This window comes from Streptomyces sp. CNT360, from assembly GCF_000424785.1.
Window position 1 is genome coordinate 369,480 of the sequence record NZ_AUKO01000003.1, and the last position, 23,832, is coordinate 393,311.

The window sequence follows — 23,832 nt, forward strand, 5'->3', positions numbered from 1 at the left end:
GCGATGGCCGACGATCCGCTGACCATAGGCGACACCACCTTCACCTCGCGGCTGGTCATGGGCACCGGCGGCGCCCCCAGCCTCGACGTGCTGGAGCGGTCCCTGCTCGCCTCCGGCACCGAGCTGACGACCGTCGCCATGCGGCGCCTCGACCCGTCCGTGAGCGGGTCCGTGCTGTCCGTGCTCGACAAGCACGGGATCCGGGTGCTGCCCAACACCGCCGGGTGCTACACCGCCGGAGAGGCCGTGCTCACCGCGCGGCTGGCGCGCGAAGCGCTGGGGACGAGCTGGGTGAAGCTGGAGGTCATCGCCGACGAACGCACCCTGCTGCCGGACCCCGTCGAGCTGCTCGACGCCGCGGAGACCCTGGTGGACGACGGGTTCACCGTGCTGCCCTACACCAACGACGACCCCGTGCTCGCGCGGAAGCTGGAGGACGTCGGGTGCGCCGCCGTCATGCCGCTCGGCTCCCCCATCGGGTCCGGGCTCGGCATTCGCAACCCGCACAACTTCTCGCTCATCACCGAGCGGGCCGGCGTACCGGTGGTGCTGGACGCCGGCGCCGGTACCGCGTCCGATGCGGCTCTCGCCATGGAGCTGGGATGCTCCGCGGTGATGCTGGCCTCCGCCGTGACACGGGCCCAGGAGCCCGCTGTGATGGCGGAGGGGATGCGGCACGCTGTCGAGGCGGGGCGCCTTGCCTTCCGTGCGGGGCGCATTCCGCGGCGCCACTTCGCCGAGGCGTCCTCCCCCGTGGCGGGAGTCCCCTCGCTGGATCCCGAACGCCCCGCCTTCGTCGACTGAGGGCTCAGCTGCGGTGACCCTGGTCCCGGGCCGGCGGCGTCCCCGTCACCTGTCCGGGGCGGGGGCGGCAGCGGTGCGGGTCACGCCGTCCCCGTCGCCGGGCGGACCGTGCGTACGAACTGCTGGAAGTCACCGAGGACGGCGTCGTGCTGGGCCGCTGCCGCGGTCAGGGCCAGCCTGACGACTGCACGCCGTGCGGGGTCGTCGAGGTCCCGGACGGCCAGGTACACCTGGCTCTGCACCAGTTCGCGACGGTGTCCCTCGGTCACCGCGCGGAAGGACAGTTTCTGGGTCAGGCCGGGCGCCTGGGCGGAGCCCATCTCATTGCGGTCGGTCACCGCCACCCCCTCGGCGATCTCCTGCATACGCCGCACCGACTCGTCGGCGATCTCTTCCAGCGTCGCCGCGTCCGGACGGTAGGCGCCGTCCACAGTGATGTTCGCGTCGAACCCGGATGCCGGGTCCGGCTGGTGGAACAGGGCGACGAAGGCCACGTCGGGGGCCCCGGCCCGGTCCGGCGGAGCCGGTTGCCAGCCCGCCGGGAGTTCGAATTCGAGCGGGACCGGAAGGGTCGTGGGCATCCTTCGGGTTCTCCTTTCCGGGCGCATTCCAGTCGCAGCACCTCACCACAGGTGGCTGACGCCGTCCTTGAGCGGTGCGGCGACGCGCTTGGCCGTATCGACCCCGTGGCTCAACGTCTGGGCAGCGTCGTGCGCGGTGTCCTCCACCTTCTTCGGGTCGACGGTGAATTCGAAGCTCCCTTCCGCCCCGAGCCCCAGAGCCGCACCGGCCTTCGCCGTGAGGACGAACTTGCCGCCCTGCCTCTCGACACCTGCTTTGGCCTGCACACCGGCTCCGGCCCAGCCTTCGCCCTTCGCACCGGCACCGATGCCACCGGCCTCCACACCGCCGGCCGCACTTGCTTTCGCTCCGGCGAAGGCCTCCACGCCGGCGGAGGCACCGTTCTTACCGGCTTTCACCTTGCCCTCGGCCGAGGCACCGGCGAATGCGTCCGCCCGGCCGTACGTGGCGAAGTGCCCGGCTTCGGCTCTTCCTTCGGTCAGCGCACGTATTCCCGCGGACGCTTCCATGCTGCCGTTCACGCCTTCGTTGGACAAACGCCAACTGCTGGTGCCCCTGGCACCCACGGAGGCGTCGGCGATGCCGGACAGCGTCGTCGAATCCTTGGTCACCGATCCCTGTGCCGTCGCGTGAGCCAGGTCGAAGTACTTCTTGTGCATGCCTTGCTTGCCGTAACGGACGCCCGTGGTGGATTCGCCGAGCTTCGGCCCGTTCGCGACGGCCTTGCCGTGTGCGGTCCATCCGTGCCACCTGTGGTGGACGGGTTCCGGCCGCCCGGCCTTTTCCAGGTCGGTCTCGGGATGGGCGTTGAAGCCGCCGTAGCCGGTCCCGTCCAGACTCGTGTCGGTCGTCGCGCGCAGCAACGCCCGCCTGACGGACTGGTCCGCCTCGTCCACGGCCCGCACCGCGTCGTCGATCTTCTTGGCCCACCCGTGCGCCTTGTCCTCGGCGTCGCGCAGCAGACCGGGATGGGCCGGATCGTGTGCGAGGGCTCGCTTCTCCTGCTCGGGGAGCTCGTCGAAACCGACGTAGGAGACCTTGCCTGAGCTGTCGACCTTGTAGTCCTGCTCTTCGGCGTCCGCGACCAGGTCCTGCACCGCCTTCTGCAGGCGGCGCATTTCCGTATGGGCCTGGTCGAGCAGCTCGGCCAGGGCGTGCGCTTCCTTCTTGGCCGCACCGAACTCGAATGCCGAGTTCTCGGCGTGCTGCTGGTGCGCGTGAAAGGACATGCCCAGCCAATTGCCGTTGGCCAGAGCGCCTTTGACGTGCTTCTCGTAGTGGCCTTTCAGCTCGCCGAAACGGTCGCCCATCGTCCGCCAGGCGTCGGAGACGTCCGCCAGTTGCGACAGGTCGGCTGTCATCACGTCGTGGAAACTCAAACCCACGATTCCCCCCGTGCCGCCTCGTCGAAGCCGCGGGAGAGCCGCAGCACCACGGAGCAGAACCGGGCACCGGGACGGGCGGCCCCGTCCCGGAGCAGACCCGGAGCGCCCTGAGCGGCGTTCCGCTCCTGCGGGAGCGGAACCACCCGTGTGTGCAGCGGACCCGGCGAGGCGGTGCCGCCTCGGCCTGCCGCTCGGCCTTCGCCCTGTGCGTCACCGCTTAGGCCACCGGCGCCCGCCCGGTCGGTATCGATGCGTCCAGCGGAGTTCTCGGAACTCACGGTGACCCCCGTCGTGCTGTTGGACCGGAGCAGGCGCAGCCGGTTGGGCGCGGCTCGCTCGGCGTGGATCCCCGCATGCTGGTCGGGCCCGGACGGCGAGATCAACACCGGTGTCGGTTCGCTTGCGGAAGACGCCGCTACGGTTGCTCTTCACCGCCCTGAACAGGCAGAAGGTGCGAAATGCCGGGGCGCCGCCCGCGGGTCGTGAAGGGGGTGAGGGGGCCGGTACGCCCCGCTGTGGAGAGAGCCGTGGGGAGGGGGTCGCAGGGGGCGGAGGCTCCGGTCGCGGGAGCCGTGTCACCGTTCGGCCGCAGTACGGGGCGAAGCCGTAACCACAGGGGATGGGCGGTGCAGCGGCCTCGTACACTCTGCGCAATGGACACCACCCTCAAGGACCCCCTGGTCGGTCAGGTTCTCGATGGCCGGTACCGCATCGACGCCCGAGTTGCCGTCGGCGGTATGGCGACGGTGTACCGCGCCGTGGACACCCGCCTCGACCGCGTGCTGGCCCTGAAGGTGATGCACACCTCCCTCTCCGCGGACGACACGTTCGTCACCCGCTTCATCAGGGAGGCGAAGTCGGCCGCCCGGCTGGCGCACACCAACGTGGTGGGGGTGTTCGACCAGGGCACGGACGGCACGTACGTGTACCTGGCGATGGAGTACGTCGAGGGCTGCACGCTCCGTGACGTTCTGCGGGACATGGGGGCGCTGCCCCCGCGTGCCGCGCTCGACATCGCGGAGCCGGTCCTGGCGGCGCTGGGCGCCGCGCACCGGGCGGGCCTGGTGCACCGGGACGTGAAGCCGGAGAACGTCCTGATAGGGGACGACGGCCGGGTGAAGGTCGCCGACTTCGGCCTGGTGCGGGCGGTGGACAGCCAGACGTCCGCGACGACGGACTCGATCCTGGGCACCGTCTCGTACCTGGCGCCGGAGCAGATCGAGGACGGTACGGCGACGCCGCGCACCGACCTGTACGCGTGCGGTGTGATGCTCTACGAGATGCTGACGGGCTCCAAGCCGCACTCGGGGGCCTCTCCCGCGCAGGTGCTCTACCAGCACCTGAACCGGGACATGCCACTTCCGTCGGCGGCGGTGCCGGGGATGGCGGCGGCGCTGGACAAGCTGGTCGCGCGGGCGACGGCACGCAACCCCGAGGACCGCCCGGCGGACGCGGTGGCGCTGCTGGCGGAGGTCCGCGCCTCCCGGGCGGGACTGTCCGACGAGGAGCTGGACGCGGTGCCGCCGCAGGCCAAGGACGGCGGCGAGCAGCTCGTCGCGGTGGCGCCTGCGGAGGAGGTCTCGCAGGGTGTGGCGCTCGCCGCGCCGGTCGGCCCCTCGGAGGCCGAGACGTCGGTGATCCCGCGCCCGGCGGCCACCGAGCCGGCGGAGGAGGACCCGCTGGAGCATACGGCCGTGCTGTCGGCCGCCCCTCCGGTCCCGCCGGGGCCCACGGCCGGCCCGCCCCCAGGGCCGCCGGAAGGGGAGGGCGGCGCTCCGGGCGGCCGCCGGAACCGGGCGCTGCAACCGCGCTGGGTACTGGTGGCGCTGGGCGTGCTGCTGGTGCTGCTGGTGGGGACAGGGGTCTGGTACATCAACTCGGGCCAGTTCACCCGGACCCCCGCGGTGCTGGACCAGACGCAGTCGGAGGCGACCAAGGCCCTGTCGGACGCCGGGCTCGACGTCACGGTGGAGCGGGACTACAGCCGGCGGGTGAAGCGGGGCCGCGTCATCGCGACCGACCCGGAACCGGGTGACCGGGTCCGCAAGTCGGGTTCGGTCACGCTGACGGTCTCGCGGGGGCCCGACGTGGTGCAGGTGCCGGACCTCAAGGGCACCCCGCTGAGCGATGCCCGCCGCAAGCTGAAGGACGCGGAGCTGGAGACGGGGCTGATCAAGCGGCGGTTCGACGAGGAGACGGCGCAGGGTTCGGTGGTCTCCACCGATCCGAAGCCGGGCGACAAGCGGAGGCCGGGTGCCGCGGTCGGGCTCACCGTGTCCAAGGGGGCACCCATCGAGGTGCCCGACGTGGTGGGTGACGCACGCGGCGACGCGGAGGAGGAGCTGAAGGACGCCGGGCTGAAGGTGAAGATCGCCGACGAGCGCGTCCACTCCGAGCACGAGAAGGGGACCATCGCCCGCCAGTCCCCCACCGACGGCTCCCCCCTGGCGAAGGGCGACACGGTGACGCTGACGGTCTCCAAGGGTCCGGACATGGTGGAGGTGCCGGACGTGGAGGGCAGCAGCGAGGACGAGGCGAAGGCGAAGCTGGAGCAGGCGGGCTTCGAGGTGACGGTGCGCCGCGTCTTCTTCGGCGACACCGTCTTCAATCAGTCCCCGGACGCGGGGCAGAAGGCTCCGCGGGGCTCCGAGGTCACCATCTGGCTGCGCTGAGCGGCGCCTGCGCTGTTGGCGCCACCGTATCGACGGCCCCCGGCATCGCCGGGGGCCGTCGCGCGTGCGCGGACCCTTGCGCTCCGGCCGCATTCGCGGGCGAGTCCGACATGACCGCCATTACTTTTCACACCTGAAAAGTAATGCCACGCAGCGCATGCGTGCTTACCGCCCGTGATGCGAAGCACGCCCCGATGTGAGCCGGCCCATAGGACGCACGTCACCTACGAATCGGGGCAGGAAAAAGGAATCCCCGGCCGACCTGGAATGGTGAAGAAAACCTTTGCATCGCAGGGCACCATCAACGAATTCCGGTAGTACGTCACATCGTTGATTTCCCGTTTCGGGCCCTCTAACAATTGCGGCTGTCGCACGGCGCCGAAACAGAACTCGGCGCGTTTCCCCGGCTCTCCCGCCTCTGCGACGACGCCTAGCGATGAAAGGTCCGCTCCTTCTCATGCCCAGCATCTCCAGCCTCAGTCCCGGCAACCTCACCCCCCGCGCGAAGAAGATCTCGGCCGCCGGCATCGGCGCCGCGGGTGTCGCCGCCCTGTCCCTGACGGTGCTCCCCGGGACCGCCGCGCACGGTGACGCGAGCCAGGCCACGGCGGCCAAGAAGGTGAACGCCGAGAACGTGGCGTTCAGCTCCCACTCCTCGGTCCTGCCCGAGCAGGGCAAGGACATCGCCGCCGCGCAGCACACCCTGATCGACGTCCCGCGGGGCGCGACGAAGGCGGCGAGCGTCAAGGACGCCAGCACCACGGCCAAGAGCTTCACCACCACCGACGAGGCGGCCGACGCGATACGCAAGGACGCCAGGCAGCGCTCCCACCAGGCCGCGGCGCACAAGCGGGCCGAGGCGCAGGCGAAGAAGGAGCGCGCCGGCAAGGAGGCGGCGAACCGCTCGAAGCAGCGTGCCGCCAAGCCCTCGTACCCCAACAACCTGGACGGCTGGATCCGTGAGGCCAGGTCCATCATGGCCAAGCACGACATCCCCGGCTCCTACGAGGGCATCCACCGCAACATCATCCGCGAGTCCGGCGGTGACCCGCGTGCCATCAACGGCTGGGACGTCAACGCCCAGAACGGTGTGCCGTCCAAGGGCCTGCTCCAGGTGATCAAGCCGACGTTCGACGCGTACCACGTCGCCGGCACCCCCCGGGACCAGTACGACCCGGTGGCGAACATCGTGGCCGCCTGCAACTACGCGGCGGACCGCTACGGTTCGATGGACAACGTGAACTCGGCATACTGAGTGGTGTGACCACGATCGAAACACCGCGCACGCGCAACCCCATTGGCAGCCATGTCCCCGTCGCCGGGGGCCTGGCTGCCACTGGTATTCCTTATGCCACCACCATCGAGGCCGAGGCACTTCAGGTGTTCGTGGCGAATCCCCGCGGCTGGGCGACTCCGGAGGGAAATCCGGAACAGGACGCCGCATTCCGTGCCGCGTGCGCCCGGTACGAACTTCCCGCCTTCGTCCACGCCCCTTACCTGATCAATTTCGGTTCGCACACCGAGGAGACGGCCCGTAAGTCGGTGTTCTCGCTGCGGCATTCCCTGCGGCGCGGACGGGCGATCGGCGCTCGGGGCGTCGTGGTGCACACCGGCGCGGCGACCGGCGGACGGGAGCGGGCCGTGGCGCTGGCGCAGGCGCGGGAGTTGATGATGCCGCTGCTGGACGAGCTGGCGAGCGAGGACGGTTCCTCGGCGGACTCCGGCCAGAGGTACCCCGACCTGCTGCTGGAGCCGACTGCCGGCCAGGGCGCCTCGCTCTGCTCGCAGGCACACGAGCTGGCGGCGTACTTCGAGGCGCTGGAGCACCATCCCCGGCTCGGCGTCTGCCTGGACACCTGCCACATCTTCGCCGCGGGGCACGATCTGACGGCGCCGGGCGGGGTGGACGCGACCCTGACGGAGCTGGTGGCGGCAACGGGCCAGGGCCGGCTGAAGCTGATCCACGCGAACGACTCCAAGGACGTGGCCGGCGCGCACAAGGACCGGCACGCGGGCATCGGTGCCGGACACATCGGGCTCGAACCCTTCGCAAGGCTGCTGGCGCATCCGCTGACGGACGGTGTTCCGCTGGTGGTGGAGACCCCCAGCGACAAGAAGGGCACCGAGCACGCGGCGGACGTGGCGCAGCTGAAGAAGCTCCGGGACGCGTGACCGCACATCGCGTAGTACGGGGCGGGGGTATAGAGAGTACAGGGAGTACAAGGGGTATATCGTGCGCTGTGCTGTATGCACGAGACGTACCGCCCGGCCGACGGCGAGGTGGCGACCATGTCAGGACACGACCCCGCGCACTCCCCGGGCCGCTGGACCACCGCCGCACGGGCCACTCTGCACTGCCTGACGGGGTGCGCACTCGGTGAGATCGTCGGCATGGCCGTCGGCACCGCCCTGGCCTGGCACAACGCCCCCACCATGGCGCTGGCGATCGCGCTGGCGTTCGTCTTCGGTTACAGCCTGACGATGTCCGCGGTGGTGCGGGCCGGCCTGGACCTCCGGTCGGCCTTCAAGGTCGCGCTGGCCGCGGACACCGTCTCGATCCTGGTGATGGAGCTGGTCGACAACGGCGTGGTGCTGCTGGTGCCGGGCGCCCTGGACGCCACGCTCTCGCAGTGGCTGTTCTGGGGCTCCCTCGCGCTGTCCTTCGTGATCGCTTTCCTGATCACCACCCCGGTCAACCACTGGCTGATCGGCAGGGGCAAGGGCCACGCGGTGGCCCACCGGTACCACTGACCGGCTGCGGGGCGCCGACGGGCGGGCTGCCCGCCCCGCGGGCCTACAGCTCCGGCCCGTCCCCCGGCTCCTCCTGGTAGGAGTAGCGCTGCTCCCGCCAGGGGTCACCGATGTTGTGGTAGCCGCGCTCTTCCCAGAAACCGCGCCGGTCCGCCGTCATGTACTCGATGCCGCGCACCCACTTGGGGCCTTTCCACGCGTACAGGTGCGGAATGACCAGCCGGACGGGGAAACCGTGCTCGGCGGTCAGCAGCTCGCCCGCCCGATGAGTGGCGAAGACGGCGTTCTCGGATGCGAAGTCCGCGAGCCGAAGATTCGAGCTGAACCCGTACTCGGCCCAGACCATCACATGGGTGACGCCGGGCGCGGGCGGCGCGAGATCGAGTACCGTACGGGCGCGGATGCCGCCCCACTCGGCGCCCAGCATGCTGAATTTCGCGACGCAGTGCAGGTCGGCGACGACGGTCTCGTAGGGCAGTGCGGTGAACTGCTCGTGGCCCCAGCAGTGCTTGTCGCCGTCCGCGGTGGCCCCGAAGACCCGGAACTCCCAGCGTTCGGGCTTGAACTTGGGGACGGGTCCGTAGTGGGTGACCGGCCATCCGCGCTGGAGCCGCTGACCGGGCGGAAGCCCCTGCTGCTCCCCCTCATGGCTCGGCGGCTCACCCATGCCTCCATGGTGACAGACCTCGGGTCGTGGTCTTGACCACCCCCCGAGGCGGTGCGCGAGGATCACCTGGACACCCCCTTCCACTCGCAAACCGGGGCAAATTCGGTAAGCCTGCACTTACTGGACCGATCCGGTGGGTGGTGACAGGATGCGCGATTGCGCGCCGCCGTTGCGCGCGCGATCGACCCGCTCACGCGTCCACCCTGGAAGGAGCCCGCCACCATGCAGGGCGACCCCGAGGTCATCGAGTTCCTGAACGAGCAGCTGACCGCCGAGCTGACGGCGATCAACCAGTACTTCCTGCACGCCAAGATGCAGGACCACAACGGCTGGACGAAGCTCGCCGAGTACACCCGCTCCGAGTCGTTCGACGAGATGCGGCACGCGGAACGGCTCACCGACCGCATCCTCTTCCTCGAAGGTCTGCCGAACTACCAGCGGCTCTTCCATGTGCGGGTCGGGCAGACGGTCACCGAGATGTTCAGGGCCGACCGGCAGGTCGAGGTGGAGGCGATCGACCGGCTGCGCCGCGGCATCGATGTGATGCGGTCCAAGGGAGACGTCACCTCGGCCAACATCTTCGAGGACATCCTCGCCGACGAGGAGCACCACATCGACTACCTCGACACCCAGCTGGAGCTGGTCGAGAAGCTCGGCGAACCGCTCTACATCGCGCAGCAGATCGAGCAGAAGTCCCCGGACGAGACCTGAGACCGCAGGTGATCCCTGCGTAGCGGCCGGTTCGTCGCGCGCGGGCCGGCAGCGGTCAGGCGGCCGCCTGGGCGACGGCGGGCACCGGCTCCGGCACGGGCACGGCACTCGGCAGGGCCGCCGGGGCGGGTGGCTGCACCGGCTCGGCCGCGGCGCCGGCACCGGCCGGCACCGACGGGGCCTCGGGCACCAGCGCCGGCTCGCCGCGCTCCAGCGCGCTCCTGCGGGGGCAGGCTCCGCGGCCGAGGATGCCCTGGATCCGGCGAACGCAGGACCCGCAGTCCGTGCCCGCCTTGCTCGCGGAGGCGATCTGGCGCGGGGTGCACGCCCCGGCCGACGCGTGCTCACGCACCTGCTCCTCGGTGATGCCGAAGCACGAGCAGACGTACACGCGGGTCACCTCCAACGCCGGTCCGGTCAGCCTTTCTGAGGTTAACCTAACCTTACCCGCCTGAAGGTGTCCACATACGCGCTCGGGGCCCGCGTCACACTCCGTGACGCAGGCCCCGAGCACACACCGGGCTCACTGGTCGCGGTACATCTCCGCCACCAGAAACGCCAGGTCGAGGGACTGGCTGCGGTTCAGCCGCGGGTCGCAGGCCGTCTCGTAGCGCTGGTGGAGGTCGTCGACGAAGATCTCGTCGCCGCCGCCCACGCACTCGGTGACGTCGTCGCCGGTCAGCTCCATGTGGATGCCGCCGGGGTGGGTGCCCAGGCCCTTGTGGACCTCGAAGAAGCCCTTGACCTCGTCCAGCACGTCGTCGAAGCGGCGGGTCTTGTGACCGCTGGCCGCCTCGAAGGTGTTGCCGTGCATCGGGTCGCACACCCAGGCGACCGGTGCTCCGGAGGCCGTGACCTTCTCCACCAGTTCCGGCAGCCGGTCGCGGATCTTGTCGGCCCCCATCCGCGTGATGAAGGTCAGCCGTCCCGGCTCGCGGTCCGGGTCGAGCCGCTCGATCAGGGCGAGCGCCTCCTCGGAGGTGGTCGTCGGACCGAGCTTCACCCCGAGCGGGTTGCGCACCCGGGAGGCGAACTCGACGTGCGCGCCGTCCAACTGGCGGGTGCGCTCACCGATCCAGACCATGTGGCCGGAGGTGTCGTAAAGGTTGCCGCTGCGCGAGTCGACGCGGGTGAGCGCCGACTCGTAGTCGAGCAGCAGTGCCTCGTGCGAGGAGAAGAACTCGACGGTGCGCAGCTCCTCCGGGTCGGTGCCGCAGGCCCGCATGAACTTCAGCGCCTGGTCGATCTCCCGTGCCAGCGCCTCGTAGCGCTGCCCGGAGGGCGAGGTCTTGACGAAGTCCTGGTTCCAGGCGTGCACCTGGCGCAGGTCGGCGTAGCCGCCGGTGGTGAAGGCCCGTACCAGGTTCAGCGTCGCCGAGGAGGCGTGGTACATCCGCTTGAGCCGCTCCGGGTCGGGCCTGCGGGCCTCCTCGGTGAACTCGAAGCCGTTGACCGAGTCGCCGCGGTAGGTGGGCAGGGTGACCCCGTCGCGGGTCTCGGTCGGCTTGGAGCGGGGCTTGCTGTACTGGCCCGCGATCCGCCCGACCTTCACCACGGGAACGGCACCCGCGTAGGTGAGGACGGCTCCCATCTGCAGGAGCGTCTTGAGCTTGTTGCGGATGTGCTCCGCGCTGACCTGGTCGAACGCCTCCGCGCAGTCGCCGCCCTGAAGCAGGAACGCCTCGCCGCGCGCGACCGCCCCCAGCCGCTCCCGCAACTGGTCGCACTCGCCGGCGAAGACGAGCGGCGGATAGGACTCGAGCTCGGCGAGGGCGTCGCGCAGAGCCTGGTGGTCCGGCCAGTCGGGCTGCTGTGCTGCGGGCAGGTCTCGCCAGGTGCGGGCACCGGCGTCGGGGTTGGCGTTCACAGTCACGCAGCCAAGATTACGGGGTCCCGCGCGGTACCCGTCCCGCTGCCCGGCATACGAGACCGCGATCTCGCTCCTCGGTGGCGGCGGCACCCGGACGAAGGCGAGGCGTGGGCTAGGGTGTCCCTCATGCACGCGCACTCGACCATGAACTGGTGGTGGCCCGCCCGCACGGCGGCCCGCCACGACGCGCGTACGCACTGAGCACACTCAGCGCACCCGACACCGCGACAGGCCGCCCCAGGGGCGGCCTTTGTTGTGTCAGCGGCCGTCCCCGTCCATGGAGAAGGGACCCGCATGCACTCCGTCACCAGCCCCTCGCCCACCGCCCTCATCGCCCGTCTGACCAGTGACGACGCCCCGCCCTTCGCCCTGTTGCGGCGCCGCACGCCAGGACGGGACGGCGACGTCGTCGAGGTACTGACCGGCCCCGTGCGGGAGGTGGAGCGGCTCGCCGACATCCCCGTCACCGGACAGGGCGAGGCCGGTGCGCTGGCGCTCGTACCGTTCCGGCAGATCAGGGAGCGCGGCTTCGACGTACGGGACGACGGCACACCGCTGTCGGTCCTGCTGCCCGACGAGCAGCACACGCTGCCGCTGGCCGACATCCTCGCCGCGCTGCCGGGACACCGGGTGCGGGTCGAGGGGGGCGCATTCGACGTGGGGGACGCCGCGTACGAGCAGATCGTCCGCCGGATCGTCACCGACGAGATCGCCACCGGCGAGGGCGCCAACTTCGTCGTCCGCCGCGACTACGAGGCCACCCTGCCCGGCTTCTCACGCGCCGACGCGCTGGCCCTCTTCGCACAACTGCTCCGCGGTGAGCAGGGCGCCTACTGGACATACGTCGTGCACACCCGGGCGGGGGCACCTCCCACCGGAGCGGAGCGCGGCGGAGTCCGCGGGCGGGGAAGGGTCCTGGTCGGCGCCAGCCCCGAGGTACACGTACGGATGCGCGGCGGGACGGTCGTGATGAACCCCATCAGCGGCACCTACCGCTACCCCACACAGGGCCCGGACGCCGCGGGGCTGCTGGAGTTCCTGGCCGACCGCAAGGAGAGCGAGGAGCTGTCCATGGTGGTCGACGAGGAGCTGAAGATGATGTGCACCGTCGGCGACGAGGGAGGGGTCGTCGTCGGCCCGCGGCTGAAGGAGATGGCGCACCTGGCACACACCGAGTACGAACTGCGCGGCCGCAGCACCCTGGATGTCCGCGAGGTGCTGCGCGAGACGATGTTCGCGGCGACGGTCACCGGCTCCCCCGTGCAGAACGCCTGCCGCGTCATCGAGCGGTACGAGCCGACCGGGCGGGGCTACTACGCGGGGGCCCTGGCGCTGATCGGGCGCGACGGCGGCGGCGCCCCCACCCTGGACTCCCCCATTCTCATCCGTACCGCCGACATCGACGCGCGCACCGGGCGGTTGCGCGTCTCGGTGGGGGCGACCCTGGTGCGCGCCTCGGACCCGGCGAGCGAGGTCGCCGAGACCCATGCCAAGGCGGCCGGCGTGCTGACGGCGCTGGGTGCGGTGGAGGCCTCCGCCCGCGCCGCCCGCGGACCGCTCCCCAAGCTGGCCGACGACCCCCGCGTCCAGGCCGCCCTGGAGGAACGCCGCGCCGGTCTCGCCCCGTTCTGGCTGCGGATGCGGGTCGCCCCGCCGGTGTCAGGGAACGCGGCCGAGGTGCTGGTCGTGGACGGTGAGGACACCTTCACCTCGATGCTGGCCCATCTGCTGCGCGCGACGGGGTACGGCGTGCGGGTGCGGCACTTCGACGAGCCAGGGCTGCACGCGGCCGCGCTCGGCCACGCGGGCCCCGTGGTGCTGGGCCCCGGGCCGGGCGACCCGCGCGGGAGAGCCGACCCGAAGATGGCGCTGCTGCGCGGCCTGGTCACCGATCTGGTGCGCGCCCGGCGGCAACCGCTGTTCGGCGTCTGCCTCGGGCACGAGCTGCTCGCCGCCGCACTCGGCCTGGACCTCGTCCGCAAGGAGCGACCCCACCAGGGCGCCCAGGAGACGGTCGACCTGTTCGGGCGGGACGAGACGGTCGGCTTCTACAACTCCTACACCGCCCGCTGCGACGAGGAGGCCGCCGCCGAACTCGCCCTGCACGGCATCGAGGTGAGCCGCGACAGCGCGAGCGGCGAGGTCCACGCCCTGCGCGGGCCCGGCTTCGCGGGGGTGCAGTTCCACCCCGAGTCGGTGCTGACGCTGGACGGGCCCGGCGTGGTCGCCCGGCTGCTCACGGCCCTCCTCCACCAGCCGACGGACACGGGAGCGGCTGCCCGGCTCCACGAGTGAGGGCGGGGGTCGGGACAGGGGCGGGGGTCAGCCCAGTACCCGGAGGGAGCCCCACAGGGCGAGCACCGACAGCGCCAGGGCGGGCACCACCGTGAGGGCGCCGAGGCGGGTGAACTCGCGCAGCCTCACCGGGTGCGCGTGCTGGTGCAGGGTCTGCCGCCACAGCAGAGTGGCCAGCGAACCGGCGTAGCTCAGGTTGGGGCCGATGTTGACGCCGAGCAGCACGGCCAGCACCGGTCCGGCGCCGCCGGGCGCGGTCAACGGCAGCAGCACCAGCACGGCCGGCAGGTTGTTGATGACGTTCGCGAGCAGGGCCGCCAGCCCGGCGACGGCCAGCAGTTGGGGCAGCCCGGCACCGTCCGGCACCAGGTGGCCCAGCCAGTCTGCGAGCCCGTTGTCGACCACCGCGCGGACGACGACGGCCAGCGCCAGCACGAACGCCAGGAACGGCACCCCGGCGGCCCTGACGAGGCGGCGCGGCGTGGCGTGCCCCCGGCGCAGCGCCCGGACGCCGAGGACGAGCGCTCCCGCCGCCGCGGCCCAGGCGGGTTCGACCCCGAAGGCGGAGGTGAGGAGGAAGCCCGCGAGGGTGCATGCCACGGTGACGAGCGGGAAGAGCGGGACCTCGGGCCGCTCGGGCCCGCCGGAGGCACCGGAGGCACCGGAGGCACCGTTCTCCTCATCCGGACCACGTCCCCCGTCGCCGTCCCGGCTCACCAGGTCGGCCGCGAAGAACCGGCGGAAGACGGCGTACTCGACCGCGATCGCCACCAGCCACGGCAGCACCATCAGCCCCGCGAACCGGGCGAAGGTCAGCCCCGTGGCGGCGAGTGCGAGCAGGTTCGTCAGGTTCGAGACGGGCAGCAGCAGGGAGGCGCTGTTCGACAGATGGGTGCAGGCGTAGACGTGCGGTCTCGCGCGGACGCCGAGGCGGGCCGCCGTCGCGAAGACGACCGGAGTGAGCAGAACCACCGTGGTGTCGAGGCTCAGCACCGCCGTGGTGAGGGAGGCGGTCACGAAGACCGCCAGCAGCAGGCGCCGCGGACGGTCGCGGGGGTCCGCACGGGCCGCCATGCGGGCCATCCACGTCCCGCAGGCGTGGAAGAGTCCCTCGTCCGCGCAGAGTTCGGACAGCACCAGGACCGCCGCCAGGAAGGCGATGACGGGCCCCAGCCGGGCGGCCTCGTCCCTGACGTGGTCGAGGCCGACCGCACCTGTCGCGGTCACCACCACCGCCGCCGGGACCGCGACGACGGCCTCCGGCCAGCGGGGTGGGCGGACCACCGCCCAGACGAGGGTGGCGGCGAGGAGCAGCGCGGAGAGGGCTTCGGCCGAAGGTGCGTTCATGGCAGCCCTCAGCTTCTCATCAGCGGGCCTCTCCTCAGCGGCGTGACCTCAGCCGAAGAAGACCCCCGCCTCCTCGTAGAGCGCCGGGTCGACCGTCTTCAGCTTCTCCGTGGCCTTCGTCAGCGGCACCCGGACGATGTCCGTGCCGCGCAGGGCGACCATGCTGCCCCACGCCTCGTGCCGTACGGCGTCGATGGCGTGCAGCCCGAAGCGGGTGGCCAGCCAGCGGTCGTAGGCGGTGGGGGTGCCGCCGCGCTGGACGTGGCCGAGGACCGTGGTGCGGGCCTCCTTCCCCGTGCGGGACTCGATCTCCTTGGCCAGCCACTCGCCGACGCCGGAGAGCCGTACGTGCCCGAAGGAGTCGGTGGTGTCGTCCTTGAGCACCATCTGGCCGTCCTTGGGCATCGCTCCCTCGGCGACGACGACGATCGGCGCGTAGCTGGCCTGGAAGCGGGAGGTCACCCAACCGCAGACCTCCTCGACGTCGAACCGCTGCTCGGGAATGAGGATGCAGTTGGCGCCGCCCGCGAGACCCGAGTGCAGGGCGATCCAGCCGGCGTGCCGGCCCATCACCTCCACGACCAGCACCCGCATGTGGGACTCGGCGGTGGTGTGCAGCCGGTCGATGGCCTCGGTGGCGACGGTGACGGCCGTGTTGAAGCCGAACGTGTAGTCCGTGGCCGACAGATCGTTGTCGATCGTCTTGGGGACCCCGACGCAGCGGATGCCGTACTCGTCGGTGAGCCGGGCCGCGACACCGAGCGTGTCCTCGCCGCCGATCGCGACGAGGGCGTCGACCTCGTACTTGGCGAGGTTCTCCTTGATGCGGCGGACTCCGTCCGCCTCCTTGAGGGGGTTGGTGCGCGAGGAGCCGAGGATGGTGCCGCCGCGGGGCAGCATGCCGCGCACCGCGGGGATGTCGAGCCGCACCGTCTCCCCTTCGAGGGGGCCGCGCCAGCCGTCGCGGAAGCCGGTGAAGTCGTAGCCGTATCGCTGGACTCCCTTACGGACGACGGCACGCATGACCGCGTTGAGACCGGGGCAGTCGCCGCCACCGGTGAGCACTCCGACCCGCATGGGATCTCCCTTCTCCGCATGGACCCCGCCTGGGGCTGCGCTGCGCACACGGCTGTGCGCAACGTGCAACACCCGTCACGCTAGCGGTGATCCACGTCACACGGGATGCGGCGAACGGCGGTTTTCGCGGGTTTTCGCGGGATTGCGCGGGCCGTGCGGGCTCGCGGCCGACGGGCTGTCACCCGTACGAAGGACAGGCGTGCGGCCCGTCGCGCCGCGCCGGGGGACCTGGCCGGAGCCTGGACCAGGAGCTGCCCGGCGGTCAGTCGTCCAGGCCGCGCTCGATCGCGTACCGCACCAGCTCGACCCGGTTGTGCAGTTGCAGCTTGCCGAGCGTGTTCTGGACGTGGTTCTGCACCGTGCGGTGCGAGATGACGAGCCGTTCGGCGATCTGCTTGTAGCTGAGCCCCTTGGCGACCAGCCGCAGCACCTCCGTCTCGCGCTCGGTCAGCTTGGGCACGTCGGGACCGTCCGCGGCGGCCGGCTGCGGATCGGACGCCAGCCGCCGGTACTCCCCCAGCACCAGCCCGGCCAGCCCCGGCGTGAAGACCGGATCGCCCAGCGCCGTGCGGCGCACCGCCTCCAACAGCTCCTCGGGACCGGCCGACTTGACCAGATAGCCGGTCGCCCCCGACTTGACGGCCTCCAGCACGTCCGCGTGCTCCCCGCTCGCCGAGAGCACCAGCACCCGCAGCTTCGAGGCCGGGCCCACCAGCTCGCGGCAGACCTCGACGCCCGGCTTGTCCGGCAGGTTCAGATCCAGCACCAGTACGTCGGGCGAGGTGGCCCGCGCACGCCGGACCGCCTGCTCGGCATCGCCCGCCGTGGCGACGACCTCGAACCCGGCCTCCGCCAGATCCCGCGCCACGGCCTCCCGCCACATCGGGTGGTCGTCGACGACCATCACCCGCACCGGCCCCGCCCCGTCGTCAGTCGTCATACCTGGGCACCCTCATCTCCACTTCCGTGCCCTGTCCGGGCACCGACACCAGCTCGGCCGTGCCGCCCAGTTCGCGCAGCCGGCCCCGGATGGACAGCGAGACCCCCATCCGGCCCTCGGCCTCCGCGGCCGCCAGTCGCCCGGGCGGGATGCCGGGACCGTCGTCCCGCACGGTCACCACCACCGCCTCCGGCTCGTCCTCCAACAGGATCCAGGCCTGGGGGCGCCGGCCCGACCCGTCCCCCGCGTGCCTGCGCACATTGTCCAACGCCGCACCGACGGCGGCGGTCAGCTCGGTGGCCGCCCGCGCCTCCAACAGCACCGGCGCCCCCGGCTCGGCGAACGAGACGTGCGAGGTCGCGTACGCCGAGAGCAGCGCCCGCACATCGCAGGGCGCGGCTTCCTCGGCGGACGGCCGCGCGCGGTCCCCCCGCCGCCCCGCGGCACGGGCGCCCCGGCGCTCCCCGGGCCGGGCACGCCGCCGGGAGGACCCGACAGCACCGCCGGGGACGGCCCCGTCGGTCGCGGAACCGCCCTCCTCGGGTGCGGCGCCGGTCCGCGGAGGGTCTTCCCGTGTGCCGGAGGGCGCCGGGTCACGGGCCTCCGGAGCGGCGACGGCTGCCGCCGTCGCCCCGTCAGCGGTCGCACCCCCCGGGACCGTCCCGTCCGTCCACGGCCCCGTGGAAGAGGGCGAGTCCGAGGACGACTGGGGGGGTCGGGCCGGCTCCGCGTCCGGCGGTGCACCCCGATCGGCGTCCGGTGACCGGCCGGGCGTCGGATGCGAGCTGAGGTCCGGATCGGAGCGGAAAGCCGGGCCCTGGCCCGGCTCCTGCCCGGCGTCCGGGCTCGGGCCGCCCGTCGGCGAGGGGTCCGCAGACGCCGGCGGTTCCGGGGGCGTGCGGGGGACCACGCCGCTGGCGACCAGGGCGCGCAGGGCGACCTCCTGTTCGCCTGCCATCCGGCCGAGTTCGGCCGCCTCACCGCCGAGCGCGGTGCCGCGGCGCTGCACCATGGCCAGTACCTGCAGCACGCTGTCGTGGATGTCCCGGGCCAGCCGCTCGCGCTCCCGGGTCGCCGCCTCGATCTGGAGGGCCCGCGCCAGGGTGCGTTCGCTGGCCCGGGCCACCTCGACGACGTAGCCGATGGCCACGCTCGCGACGCAGACGAGCAGCACGTTGTGGAAGGTGGTACGGGTGATCATGCCGCGCTCGACGATGTTGGCCGCGCCCACGAGCACCGAGACGACCGCGGCCCAGCGCCAGCCGCCCTTGAGCGCGAAGGCGAGGACCGGCCCGGCGACCCAGATGGACGGCAGGGTCGGGCCCACCTGGCCGTGGCCGTCCACCACCGGGGACAGCAGGATGCCGGCGAGGCCGAGGGCGAGGTCGGTGACGAGGAAGCGCAGCGTGCACCGCTGGGCCGCGCTGACGTTGCGGAGCGTGGCGAACGTCCAGCACACGAGCGCCAGCAGGTAGAGCAGACCGGGCACCGGGATGCTGTACTCGCGGTAGCTGAAGGCGAAGACGCCGACGGCGTAGACGGCGCCCAGGATGCGGTAGCCGCTCAGGGCCCGCCACAGCGGCTGTTCGACGGACATCGTCTGCACGGACATGTTCCCCCCCTCGCCGCCCTGCCGGGCGGTCCCCCGGAGCCCGGTCACCGCGGGTCAGGCGGCCCTGTCACCGGTACTGCCGTCGTTTCCCGTGCCGCCGTCGTCCCCCGTACCGCCGTCGCCGTCCGGCTTTCCCGCGGCTTTCTCGCCGTCCCGCGCGCCCTTCTCGGCCTCCCGTGCGGCCTTCGCCGCCTTGGCGGCCTCGGCGATCCGGCGTTTGGCGGCCGTCGCGTAGATGTCCACGTACTCCTGTCCGGACAGCTTCAGGATGGCGTACATGACCTCGTCGGTGACGGCACGTTGGATGAACCGGTCCTGGTCCATGCCGTGGTAGCGGCTGAAGTCGAGCGGGGTGCCGATCCGGATGCCGGGGCGCATCAGCTTGGGCACGGCCTGACCGGGCGGCTGGATCTTCTCGGTGTCGATCATCGCGACCGGGATCACGGGCGCGCCCGAGCGCAGCGCGACCCGGGCCAGACCGCCGGGCTTGCCCCGGTAGAGGCGGCCGTCCGGCGAGCGGGTGCCCTCCGGGTAGATGCCGAACAGCTCGCCGCGCTCCAGCACTTCCAGCCCGCTGCGGATGGCGGCCTCTCCCGCGCCCCGCACCCCGGAGCGGTCCACCGGAAGCTGGCCGACGCCCTTGAAGAAGGCCGCGGTCAGCTTCCCCTTGAGGCCGGGCGAGGTGAAGTACTCGGCCTTCGCGATGAAGGTGACCTTGCGGTCGAGGACGGCCGGCAGGAAGAAGGAGTCGGAGAAGGAGAGGTGGTTGCTCGCCAGGATCGCAGGACCCTCGGCAGGCACGTTCTCCAGACCCTCCACCCAGGGCCGGAAGGTGAGCTTCAGCGCGCTGCCCACCGACAGCTTCATCGCCCCGTAGAACAACCTCGACCTCCTTCGTGGGACCTCACCGACCCTATCCCGCCGCGGTCGCGGCGTGTGCGTCCGCGCGGCAGCCCCGGAGCGCCTCCGGCCCGGCGGGTCCGTGGCCGCTTCGGACACTGCCGTCGTCCCCGGTGACGAATTAGGGTGGCAGCACGCCCTCCGCGTCCCGCTGAGCCTCTGGAGGCCCCACCGTGCCGCCCATCCTCCCCGGAGCCGAGCCGTACCGTCGCGACGGATCCTCGACCGGCGTGCTGCTCTGTCACGGCTTCACCGGGTCGCCGCAGTCCTTGCGCCCCTGGGCCGAGGACCTGGCGGACAGCGGTCTGACCGTCTCGCTGCCGCTGCTGCCCGGCCACGGCACCCGCTGGGAGGACCTGGCGATGACCGGCTGGGAGGACTGGTACGCGACGGTGGACCGCGAACTGCGGCTGCTGCGCGACCGCTGCGAGACGGTGTTCGTGTGCGGGCTGTCCATGGGCGGCGCCCTGGCCCTGCGGCTGGCCGCGGAGCACGGGGAAGCGGTGCGCGGAGTCGTCGTCGTCAACCCGTCGGTGACCTTCCCCCGGGTGCAGGGGTACGCGGTGCCGGCCGGCCGGTTCCTGCTGCGGTCGGTGCCCGGCATCACCGACGACATCGCCAAGCCGGGCCGGCACGAACTGGGCTACCGCCGGGTGCCGACACGCGCCGCCTACTCCCTGCGCGCGTTCCACCGCGTCGTCCAGCACGATCTGCCGCGGGTCACCCAGCCGCTGCTGCTCCTGCACAGCCGCACGGACCACGTGGTGCCGCCCTCCGACTCGGCGCTGGTCCTGGCCCGCGTCTCCTCCACCGACGTGACCGAGGCCGTGCTGGAGCACAGCTTCCACGTCGCCACGCTCGACCACGACGCGGAGTTCGTCTTCGCCGACACGCGAGGCTTCATCGACCGGCTCGCCCCCACGGCGTCCGTCCCGGCGGAGCGGGGAGCGGGGGCCCGTGCCGGGGCGTGAGCCGGAGGAGGGCGAGCCCCAGGAGCCGCAGGAGCCCCAGGAGCCGCGCAAGGACGGCTCCTCCCTCCCGCCCGAGGAAGAGGCCGCCTGGGCGGCGATCGTCGCCGCGTACGGGGACGAGCCCACCGACCCGGAGCCGGAGGGGGAACCGGAGCACGGTGCGGGCCCGGCCCCGGCGCCCGAGTCCGGCACCGACGAGAGCGACACCCTCACCAGGCCCCGGCCCGCCGCGCCGGACGCGGAGCCGCCAACGCGCAGCTTCACCGTCTACGCCGCGGGGACGGGCCCACGCGACTGGGAGGCCGCCGAGGACGAGGACGAGGACCACTTCGTGCCGCCCGAGCCGCCGCCGCTTCCCGAGACGGACACGGCCACCAAGTTCGCCTGGCTGGCCGCGGTGGGCGGTCCGCTGCTGCTGCTCGGCAGCATCCTCCTCCAGATCGACCTGACGTGGTGGATCGTGACGCTGGGCGTGGGCGGCTTCCTCGGCGGCTTCGCCACCTTGCTGACCCGGCTGCGCGACGGCCGTGACGACGAGGACGGGGACGACCCGGGGCGCGGCGCCGTGGTGTAGCCGTGGTGCAGAAGCCCCTGGTGCGTGCCCCCGCACACCGCACAGGCACGCCTGCGGGTACGCGGGTACGCCCGTCAGGGCCCGCCCGGCCGGGCGGGCTCAGCCCCGTGCCGGGATCCGCAGGGCTGCCAGCACCGGCAGGTGATCGGTGGCGGCCACCAGGTCACCGGCGGCCACACCGGGCAGCCCGGCGGGGACGCCGGCGCCGAGGATCTCGACGCCCTCGGTCGCGAACACGGCGTCGATGCGCTGGACCGGGTCGCGGGGTGTGGAGGTGTGCTCGCCGCCCCACGGCGCCACGTCCCACGCGTCGCGCAGCCCCTGCCCGAGCAGGTGGAAAGTGCGGCCGCCCGCACGCTCGTTGACGTCACCGGCGGCGACCGCCCCGCAGGTGTCCTCGCCCAGCGCGGCAACGCGCTCCCGCAGCGTACGGGCCTGCTCCCGGCGCTCGGCGGCCTGGAGGCCGAGATGGAAGCTGACGACGCCGAGCCGGACGGGGGCCGCCTCCGGGGCGTGGCCGGGGGCGGGCCGAAAGCGCAGCCGTGCGATGGCCAGGCCACGCTGGTGCAGCCCCGGCGTGCGGGGCAGCAGCACGTCCTCGGTGTGTTCGACGTGGGCCCGCAGCGAGGCGAGGATCATCGGCCCCGCCGCGGTCGCACCGCCCGTCACATAGGTGAGGTCGGTGCGGTGCGCCAGCCAGGCCGCGTACTTGCGCCACCGGAAGAAGCGCGGCGCCTCCTGGACGCAGACGATGTCGGGGGCGCAGGCCCGCACCACCCGCACGAGGGCCTCCCGGTCGTCCCGCAGCGACCGGATGTTGTAGCTGAGCAGCCGGACGACCACCGAGCCGTCCGGCTCCGTGTGCGAGGACGGCAACCCGGCCGCCGACGCCTGCGGCACGGCCGGGTTCCGCGTTCCCTCCGCCATCTGCGGCCGGTCTCCTCAGCCCTGGCGGGCGAGGTCCGCGACGCCCACCAGGCCCGCCTTGTTGCCGAGTTGGGCGGCCAGCACCTCGGCGTGCGGCCGCCAGCGGCTGCCGACCAGCCAGCGGCGGTAGGACTTGCGGATCGGGTCGAGCACCAGCTCGCCCTCGTCGGAGACACCTCCGCCGACGATGAAGGCGCCCGGGTCGAAGAGGGAGGCGAGGTCGGCGAGGCCCGCGCCGGCCCAGCGCGCGAGCTCCCGGAAGGAGTCGACGGCCACCGGGTCCCCCTGGCGGGCCGCCTCGCTGATGTGCCGGCCCTGGATGCCCTCGGTGGTGCCGTCGCCGAGGCCGAGCAGGACGGCAGCGTTGTCGGGGGTGGCGGTGGCGCGCTGCTGGGCGTAGCGGAGCAGGGCTCGCCCGGAGGCGTACTGCTCCCAGCAGCCCTGGTTGCCGCAGCCGCACAGCAGGCCGTCGGGCACCATCCGGATGTGGCCGAACTCCGAGGCCACGCCGTACCGGCCGCGGTGCAGCCTGCCGCCGATGATGGTGCCGCCGCCCAGGCCGGTGCCGATGGTGATGCAGACGACGTCCTCGTGCCCGGTGCCCACGCCGAACTTGTACTCGCCCCAGGCGGCGGCGTTGGCGTCGTTCTCGATCACCACGGGCAGGTCGATGCGCTGTTCGACCTTGTCCTTGAGCGGCTCGTGCCGCCAGCTCAGGTTGGGGGTGAACAGCACGGTGGCGCGCTTGTCGTCCACGTACCCGGGGGCGCCGATGCCGACGGCCTCCACCCGGTACTCCGCGCTGGCCTGCCGTACGGCGTCCGCGATGGCGTCGATCACGGCTTCGGGGGTGTCGGGCGTGGGCACCTTGCTGGTCTCAAGGATCGTGCCTTCCTCGTCGACAACGCCGGCCGCGATCTTGGTACCGCCGATGTCGACCCCGATTGTGAGTCCCATGTGTCCCTCGGTCGTCCGATCTGATCCCCGCCGCCGTAAACCGTACCGGAGGGCCCTTGTGCGCAGGGCACCGTGCGGCCTGTCGAGGGGTCAGCGGTCGCCGTGCGGTGCCTGGCCGTCGTCCGGCCCGGCGCCGTCCCCGGGGTGCGCTCCGGGCTGCTCGTCGTCGGGGGTCCCCGCGGTGCCGGAGGCGGCGTCCTTGTCGAGGGTGGTCTCGTCCTTGTCGAGGGCGATGCGCTGCTCGTCGACGACCCGGCCGTCCCGGTCGGCCGCGCTGGACAGGTCGGCCGCCTCCTCGGCGTCGATCCGCTCGACCCGCTCCGCGCCGGCGGCCGGGTCGGCGGCGTTGGCGTCCCGCGGGGCGCTCCAGCGGCGCTCGGACTCCGCAACGACGGAGCGGTAGGCCTCCAGCAGCTCACCGCCCGCGGCGGCGAGGTGGTCGAACAGCTTCGGGTTGCGCTCGACGACGGGCTCCAGCGTCGCCTTGGCCTGCGCGAACAGTTGCCGGGCCATTCCCTGGGCGGCCGCGGACCCGGCGGCCCCCACGAAGGGCTTGCCGATCTCGGCGACCTTCTCGGTGACGGCGTCGGCCAGCTTGCGCAGCTCCTCGGCCGCGCTGGTGGGCGGCGGCCCGTACTGCGCACGGTGGCGGGCCTGCTCGGCCTTGAGGTCCTCCTCGCACGCGGCGGCCCAGGCGTCGCGGTCCGGGGCGTCGTGGCGCTCGGCGTCATCGCTCATGGCGGGCTCCTACGGGCGAAGGGTGGGCGAAGGTGTCGCTGGCCTTTACACG

Annotated in this window: 22 protein-coding genes; 9 read left to right on the forward strand and 13 right to left on the reverse strand. The window is 72.3% G+C overall.

Translation table 11 applies throughout. From position 1 onward, the window contains the following. Positions 1-3: 3 nt before the first annotated feature. The gene (locus H297_RS0109005) at positions 4-804 is read left to right on the forward strand and encodes a thiazole synthase (RefSeq protein ID WP_027736764.1); all 801 of its coding nucleotides are present in this window, start codon (positions 4-6) and stop codon (positions 802-804) included. 80 nt (positions 805-884) lie between these two features. On the opposite strand, the gene H297_RS0109010 is transcribed toward H297_RS0109005, so the two are convergent. Further along, a complete protein-coding gene (locus tag H297_RS0109010; RefSeq protein ID WP_027736765.1) occupies positions 885-1,385 on the reverse strand; it encodes a hypothetical protein in 501 nt (166 codons plus the stop codon). A gap of 42 nt (positions 1,386-1,427) precedes the next feature. Then, positions 1,428-2,771, reverse strand: a complete 1,344-nt coding sequence (locus H297_RS0109015) for a hypothetical protein (RefSeq protein ID WP_027736766.1) — start codon at positions 2,769-2,771, stop codon at positions 1,428-1,430. 653 nt (positions 2,772-3,424) lie between these two features. Between H297_RS0109015 and pknB the strand changes: the two genes are divergently transcribed. From pknB to H297_RS0109040, 4 genes are all read left to right on the forward strand, one after another. Beyond that, positions 3,425-5,443, forward strand: coding sequence for a Stk1 family PASTA domain-containing Ser/Thr kinase (gene pknB / locus H297_RS0109025; protein ID WP_027736768.1), 2,019 nt, complete (start codon positions 3,425-3,427; stop codon positions 5,441-5,443). Positions 5,444-5,900: 457 nt separating this feature from the next. After that, positions 5,901-6,698, forward strand: a complete 798-nt coding sequence (locus tag H297_RS0109030; protein ID WP_027736769.1) for a transglycosylase SLT domain-containing protein — start codon at positions 5,901-5,903, stop codon at positions 6,696-6,698. Positions 6,699-6,703: 5 nt separating this feature from the next. Then, the gene (locus tag H297_RS0109035) at positions 6,704-7,615 is read left to right on the forward strand and encodes a deoxyribonuclease IV (RefSeq protein WP_027736770.1); all 912 of its coding nucleotides are present in this window, start codon (positions 6,704-6,706) and stop codon (positions 7,613-7,615) included. A 117-nt stretch (positions 7,616-7,732) separates the two neighbouring features. Next, a complete protein-coding gene (locus H297_RS0109040; protein WP_037793582.1) occupies positions 7,733-8,194 on the forward strand; it encodes a DUF4396 domain-containing protein in 462 nt (153 codons plus the stop codon). Positions 8,195-8,237: 43 nt separating this feature from the next. Here the strand turns inward: H297_RS0109040 and H297_RS0109045 are convergent, their stop codons facing one another. Further along, positions 8,238-8,861, reverse strand: coding sequence for a sulfite oxidase-like oxidoreductase (locus H297_RS0109045; RefSeq protein ID WP_027736772.1), 624 nt, complete (start codon positions 8,859-8,861; stop codon positions 8,238-8,240). Between the two features lie 222 nt (positions 8,862-9,083). Here H297_RS0109045 and bfr point away from each other — a divergent pair, with 222 nt between their 5' ends. Continuing rightward, a complete protein-coding gene (gene bfr / locus H297_RS0109050) occupies positions 9,084-9,572 on the forward strand; it encodes a bacterioferritin (protein WP_027736773.1) in 489 nt (162 codons plus the stop codon). 55 nt (positions 9,573-9,627) lie between these two features. Here the strand turns inward: bfr and H297_RS0109055 are convergent, their stop codons facing one another. Both H297_RS0109055 and H297_RS0109060 read right to left on the reverse strand, forming a co-directional pair. Further along, a complete protein-coding gene (locus tag H297_RS0109055) occupies positions 9,628-9,963 on the reverse strand; it encodes a (2Fe-2S)-binding protein (RefSeq protein WP_027736774.1) in 336 nt (111 codons plus the stop codon). A 132-nt stretch (positions 9,964-10,095) separates the two neighbouring features. Continuing rightward, positions 10,096-11,445, reverse strand: coding sequence for a class II 3-deoxy-7-phosphoheptulonate synthase (locus H297_RS0109060; protein WP_027736775.1), 1,350 nt, complete (start codon positions 11,443-11,445; stop codon positions 10,096-10,098). Positions 11,446-11,736: 291 nt separating this feature from the next. Between H297_RS0109060 and H297_RS35425 the strand changes: the two genes are divergently transcribed. Next, a complete protein-coding gene (locus H297_RS35425) occupies positions 11,737-13,737 on the forward strand; it encodes an anthranilate synthase family protein (protein WP_051351677.1) in 2,001 nt (666 codons plus the stop codon). A 27-nt stretch (positions 13,738-13,764) separates the two neighbouring features. Here H297_RS35425 and H297_RS0109070 read toward each other — a convergent pair whose 3' ends face one another. From H297_RS0109070 to H297_RS0109090, 5 genes are all read right to left on the reverse strand, one after another. Next, complete coding sequence (locus H297_RS0109070; RefSeq protein WP_051351678.1) at positions 13,765-15,084, reverse strand: SLC13 family permease; 1,320 nt, start codon at positions 15,082-15,084, stop codon at positions 13,765-13,767. A 48-nt stretch (positions 15,085-15,132) separates the two neighbouring features. Continuing rightward, on the reverse strand, positions 15,133-16,161 hold the full coding sequence (locus H297_RS0109075; protein WP_027736777.1) for a 6-phosphofructokinase: 1,029 nt from the start codon (positions 16,159-16,161) through the stop codon (positions 15,133-15,135). 262 nt (positions 16,162-16,423) lie between these two features. Then, entirely contained in the window at positions 16,424-17,101 is a 678-nt protein-coding gene (locus tag H297_RS0109080; protein WP_027736778.1) for a response regulator transcription factor, read from the reverse strand. Then, positions 17,091-18,713 carry a DUF5931 domain-containing protein gene (locus H297_RS44105; RefSeq protein WP_486589454.1) on the reverse strand — a complete coding sequence of 541 codons (1,623 nt, stop codon included), beginning with the start codon at positions 18,711-18,713 and terminating at the stop codon, positions 17,091-17,093. Before H297_RS44105 ends, H297_RS0109080 begins: the two co-directional genes overlap by 11 nt. Before the next feature lie 54 nt (positions 18,714-18,767). Further along, on the reverse strand, positions 18,768-19,595 hold the full coding sequence (locus H297_RS0109090; protein WP_027736779.1) for a lysophospholipid acyltransferase family protein: 828 nt from the start codon (positions 19,593-19,595) through the stop codon (positions 18,768-18,770). Positions 19,596-19,786: 191 nt separating this feature from the next. Here H297_RS0109090 and H297_RS35440 point away from each other — a divergent pair, with 191 nt between their 5' ends. Together H297_RS35440 and H297_RS0109100 are read left to right on the forward strand one after the other, a co-directional pair. Then, positions 19,787-20,584, forward strand: coding sequence for an alpha/beta fold hydrolase (locus H297_RS35440; RefSeq protein ID WP_037793394.1), 798 nt, complete (start codon positions 19,787-19,789; stop codon positions 20,582-20,584). Further along, positions 20,571-21,158, forward strand: a complete 588-nt coding sequence (locus H297_RS0109100) for a hypothetical protein (protein ID WP_027736780.1) — start codon at positions 20,571-20,573, stop codon at positions 21,156-21,158. Before H297_RS35440 ends, H297_RS0109100 begins: the two co-directional genes overlap by 14 nt. A 99-nt stretch (positions 21,159-21,257) precedes the next feature. Here H297_RS0109100 and H297_RS0109105 read toward each other — a convergent pair whose 3' ends face one another. The 3 genes from H297_RS0109105 to H297_RS0109115 all read right to left on the reverse strand — a co-directional run bounded on the left by H297_RS0109105 (position 21,258) and on the right by H297_RS0109115 (position 23,780). Then, positions 21,258-22,085: an endonuclease/exonuclease/phosphatase family protein gene (locus H297_RS0109105; RefSeq protein WP_051351679.1), complete on the reverse strand. Its 828-nt coding sequence runs from the start codon at positions 22,083-22,085 to the stop codon at positions 21,258-21,260. Positions 22,086-22,100: 15 nt separating this feature from the next. Further along, complete coding sequence (locus H297_RS0109110; RefSeq protein WP_027736782.1) at positions 22,101-23,042, reverse strand: ROK family glucokinase; 942 nt, start codon at positions 23,040-23,042, stop codon at positions 22,101-22,103. 90 nt (positions 23,043-23,132) lie between these two features. Beyond that, a complete protein-coding gene (locus H297_RS0109115) occupies positions 23,133-23,780 on the reverse strand; it encodes a DUF5304 domain-containing protein (protein ID WP_027736783.1) in 648 nt (215 codons plus the stop codon). Between the last annotated feature and the right edge of the window lie 52 nt (positions 23,781-23,832).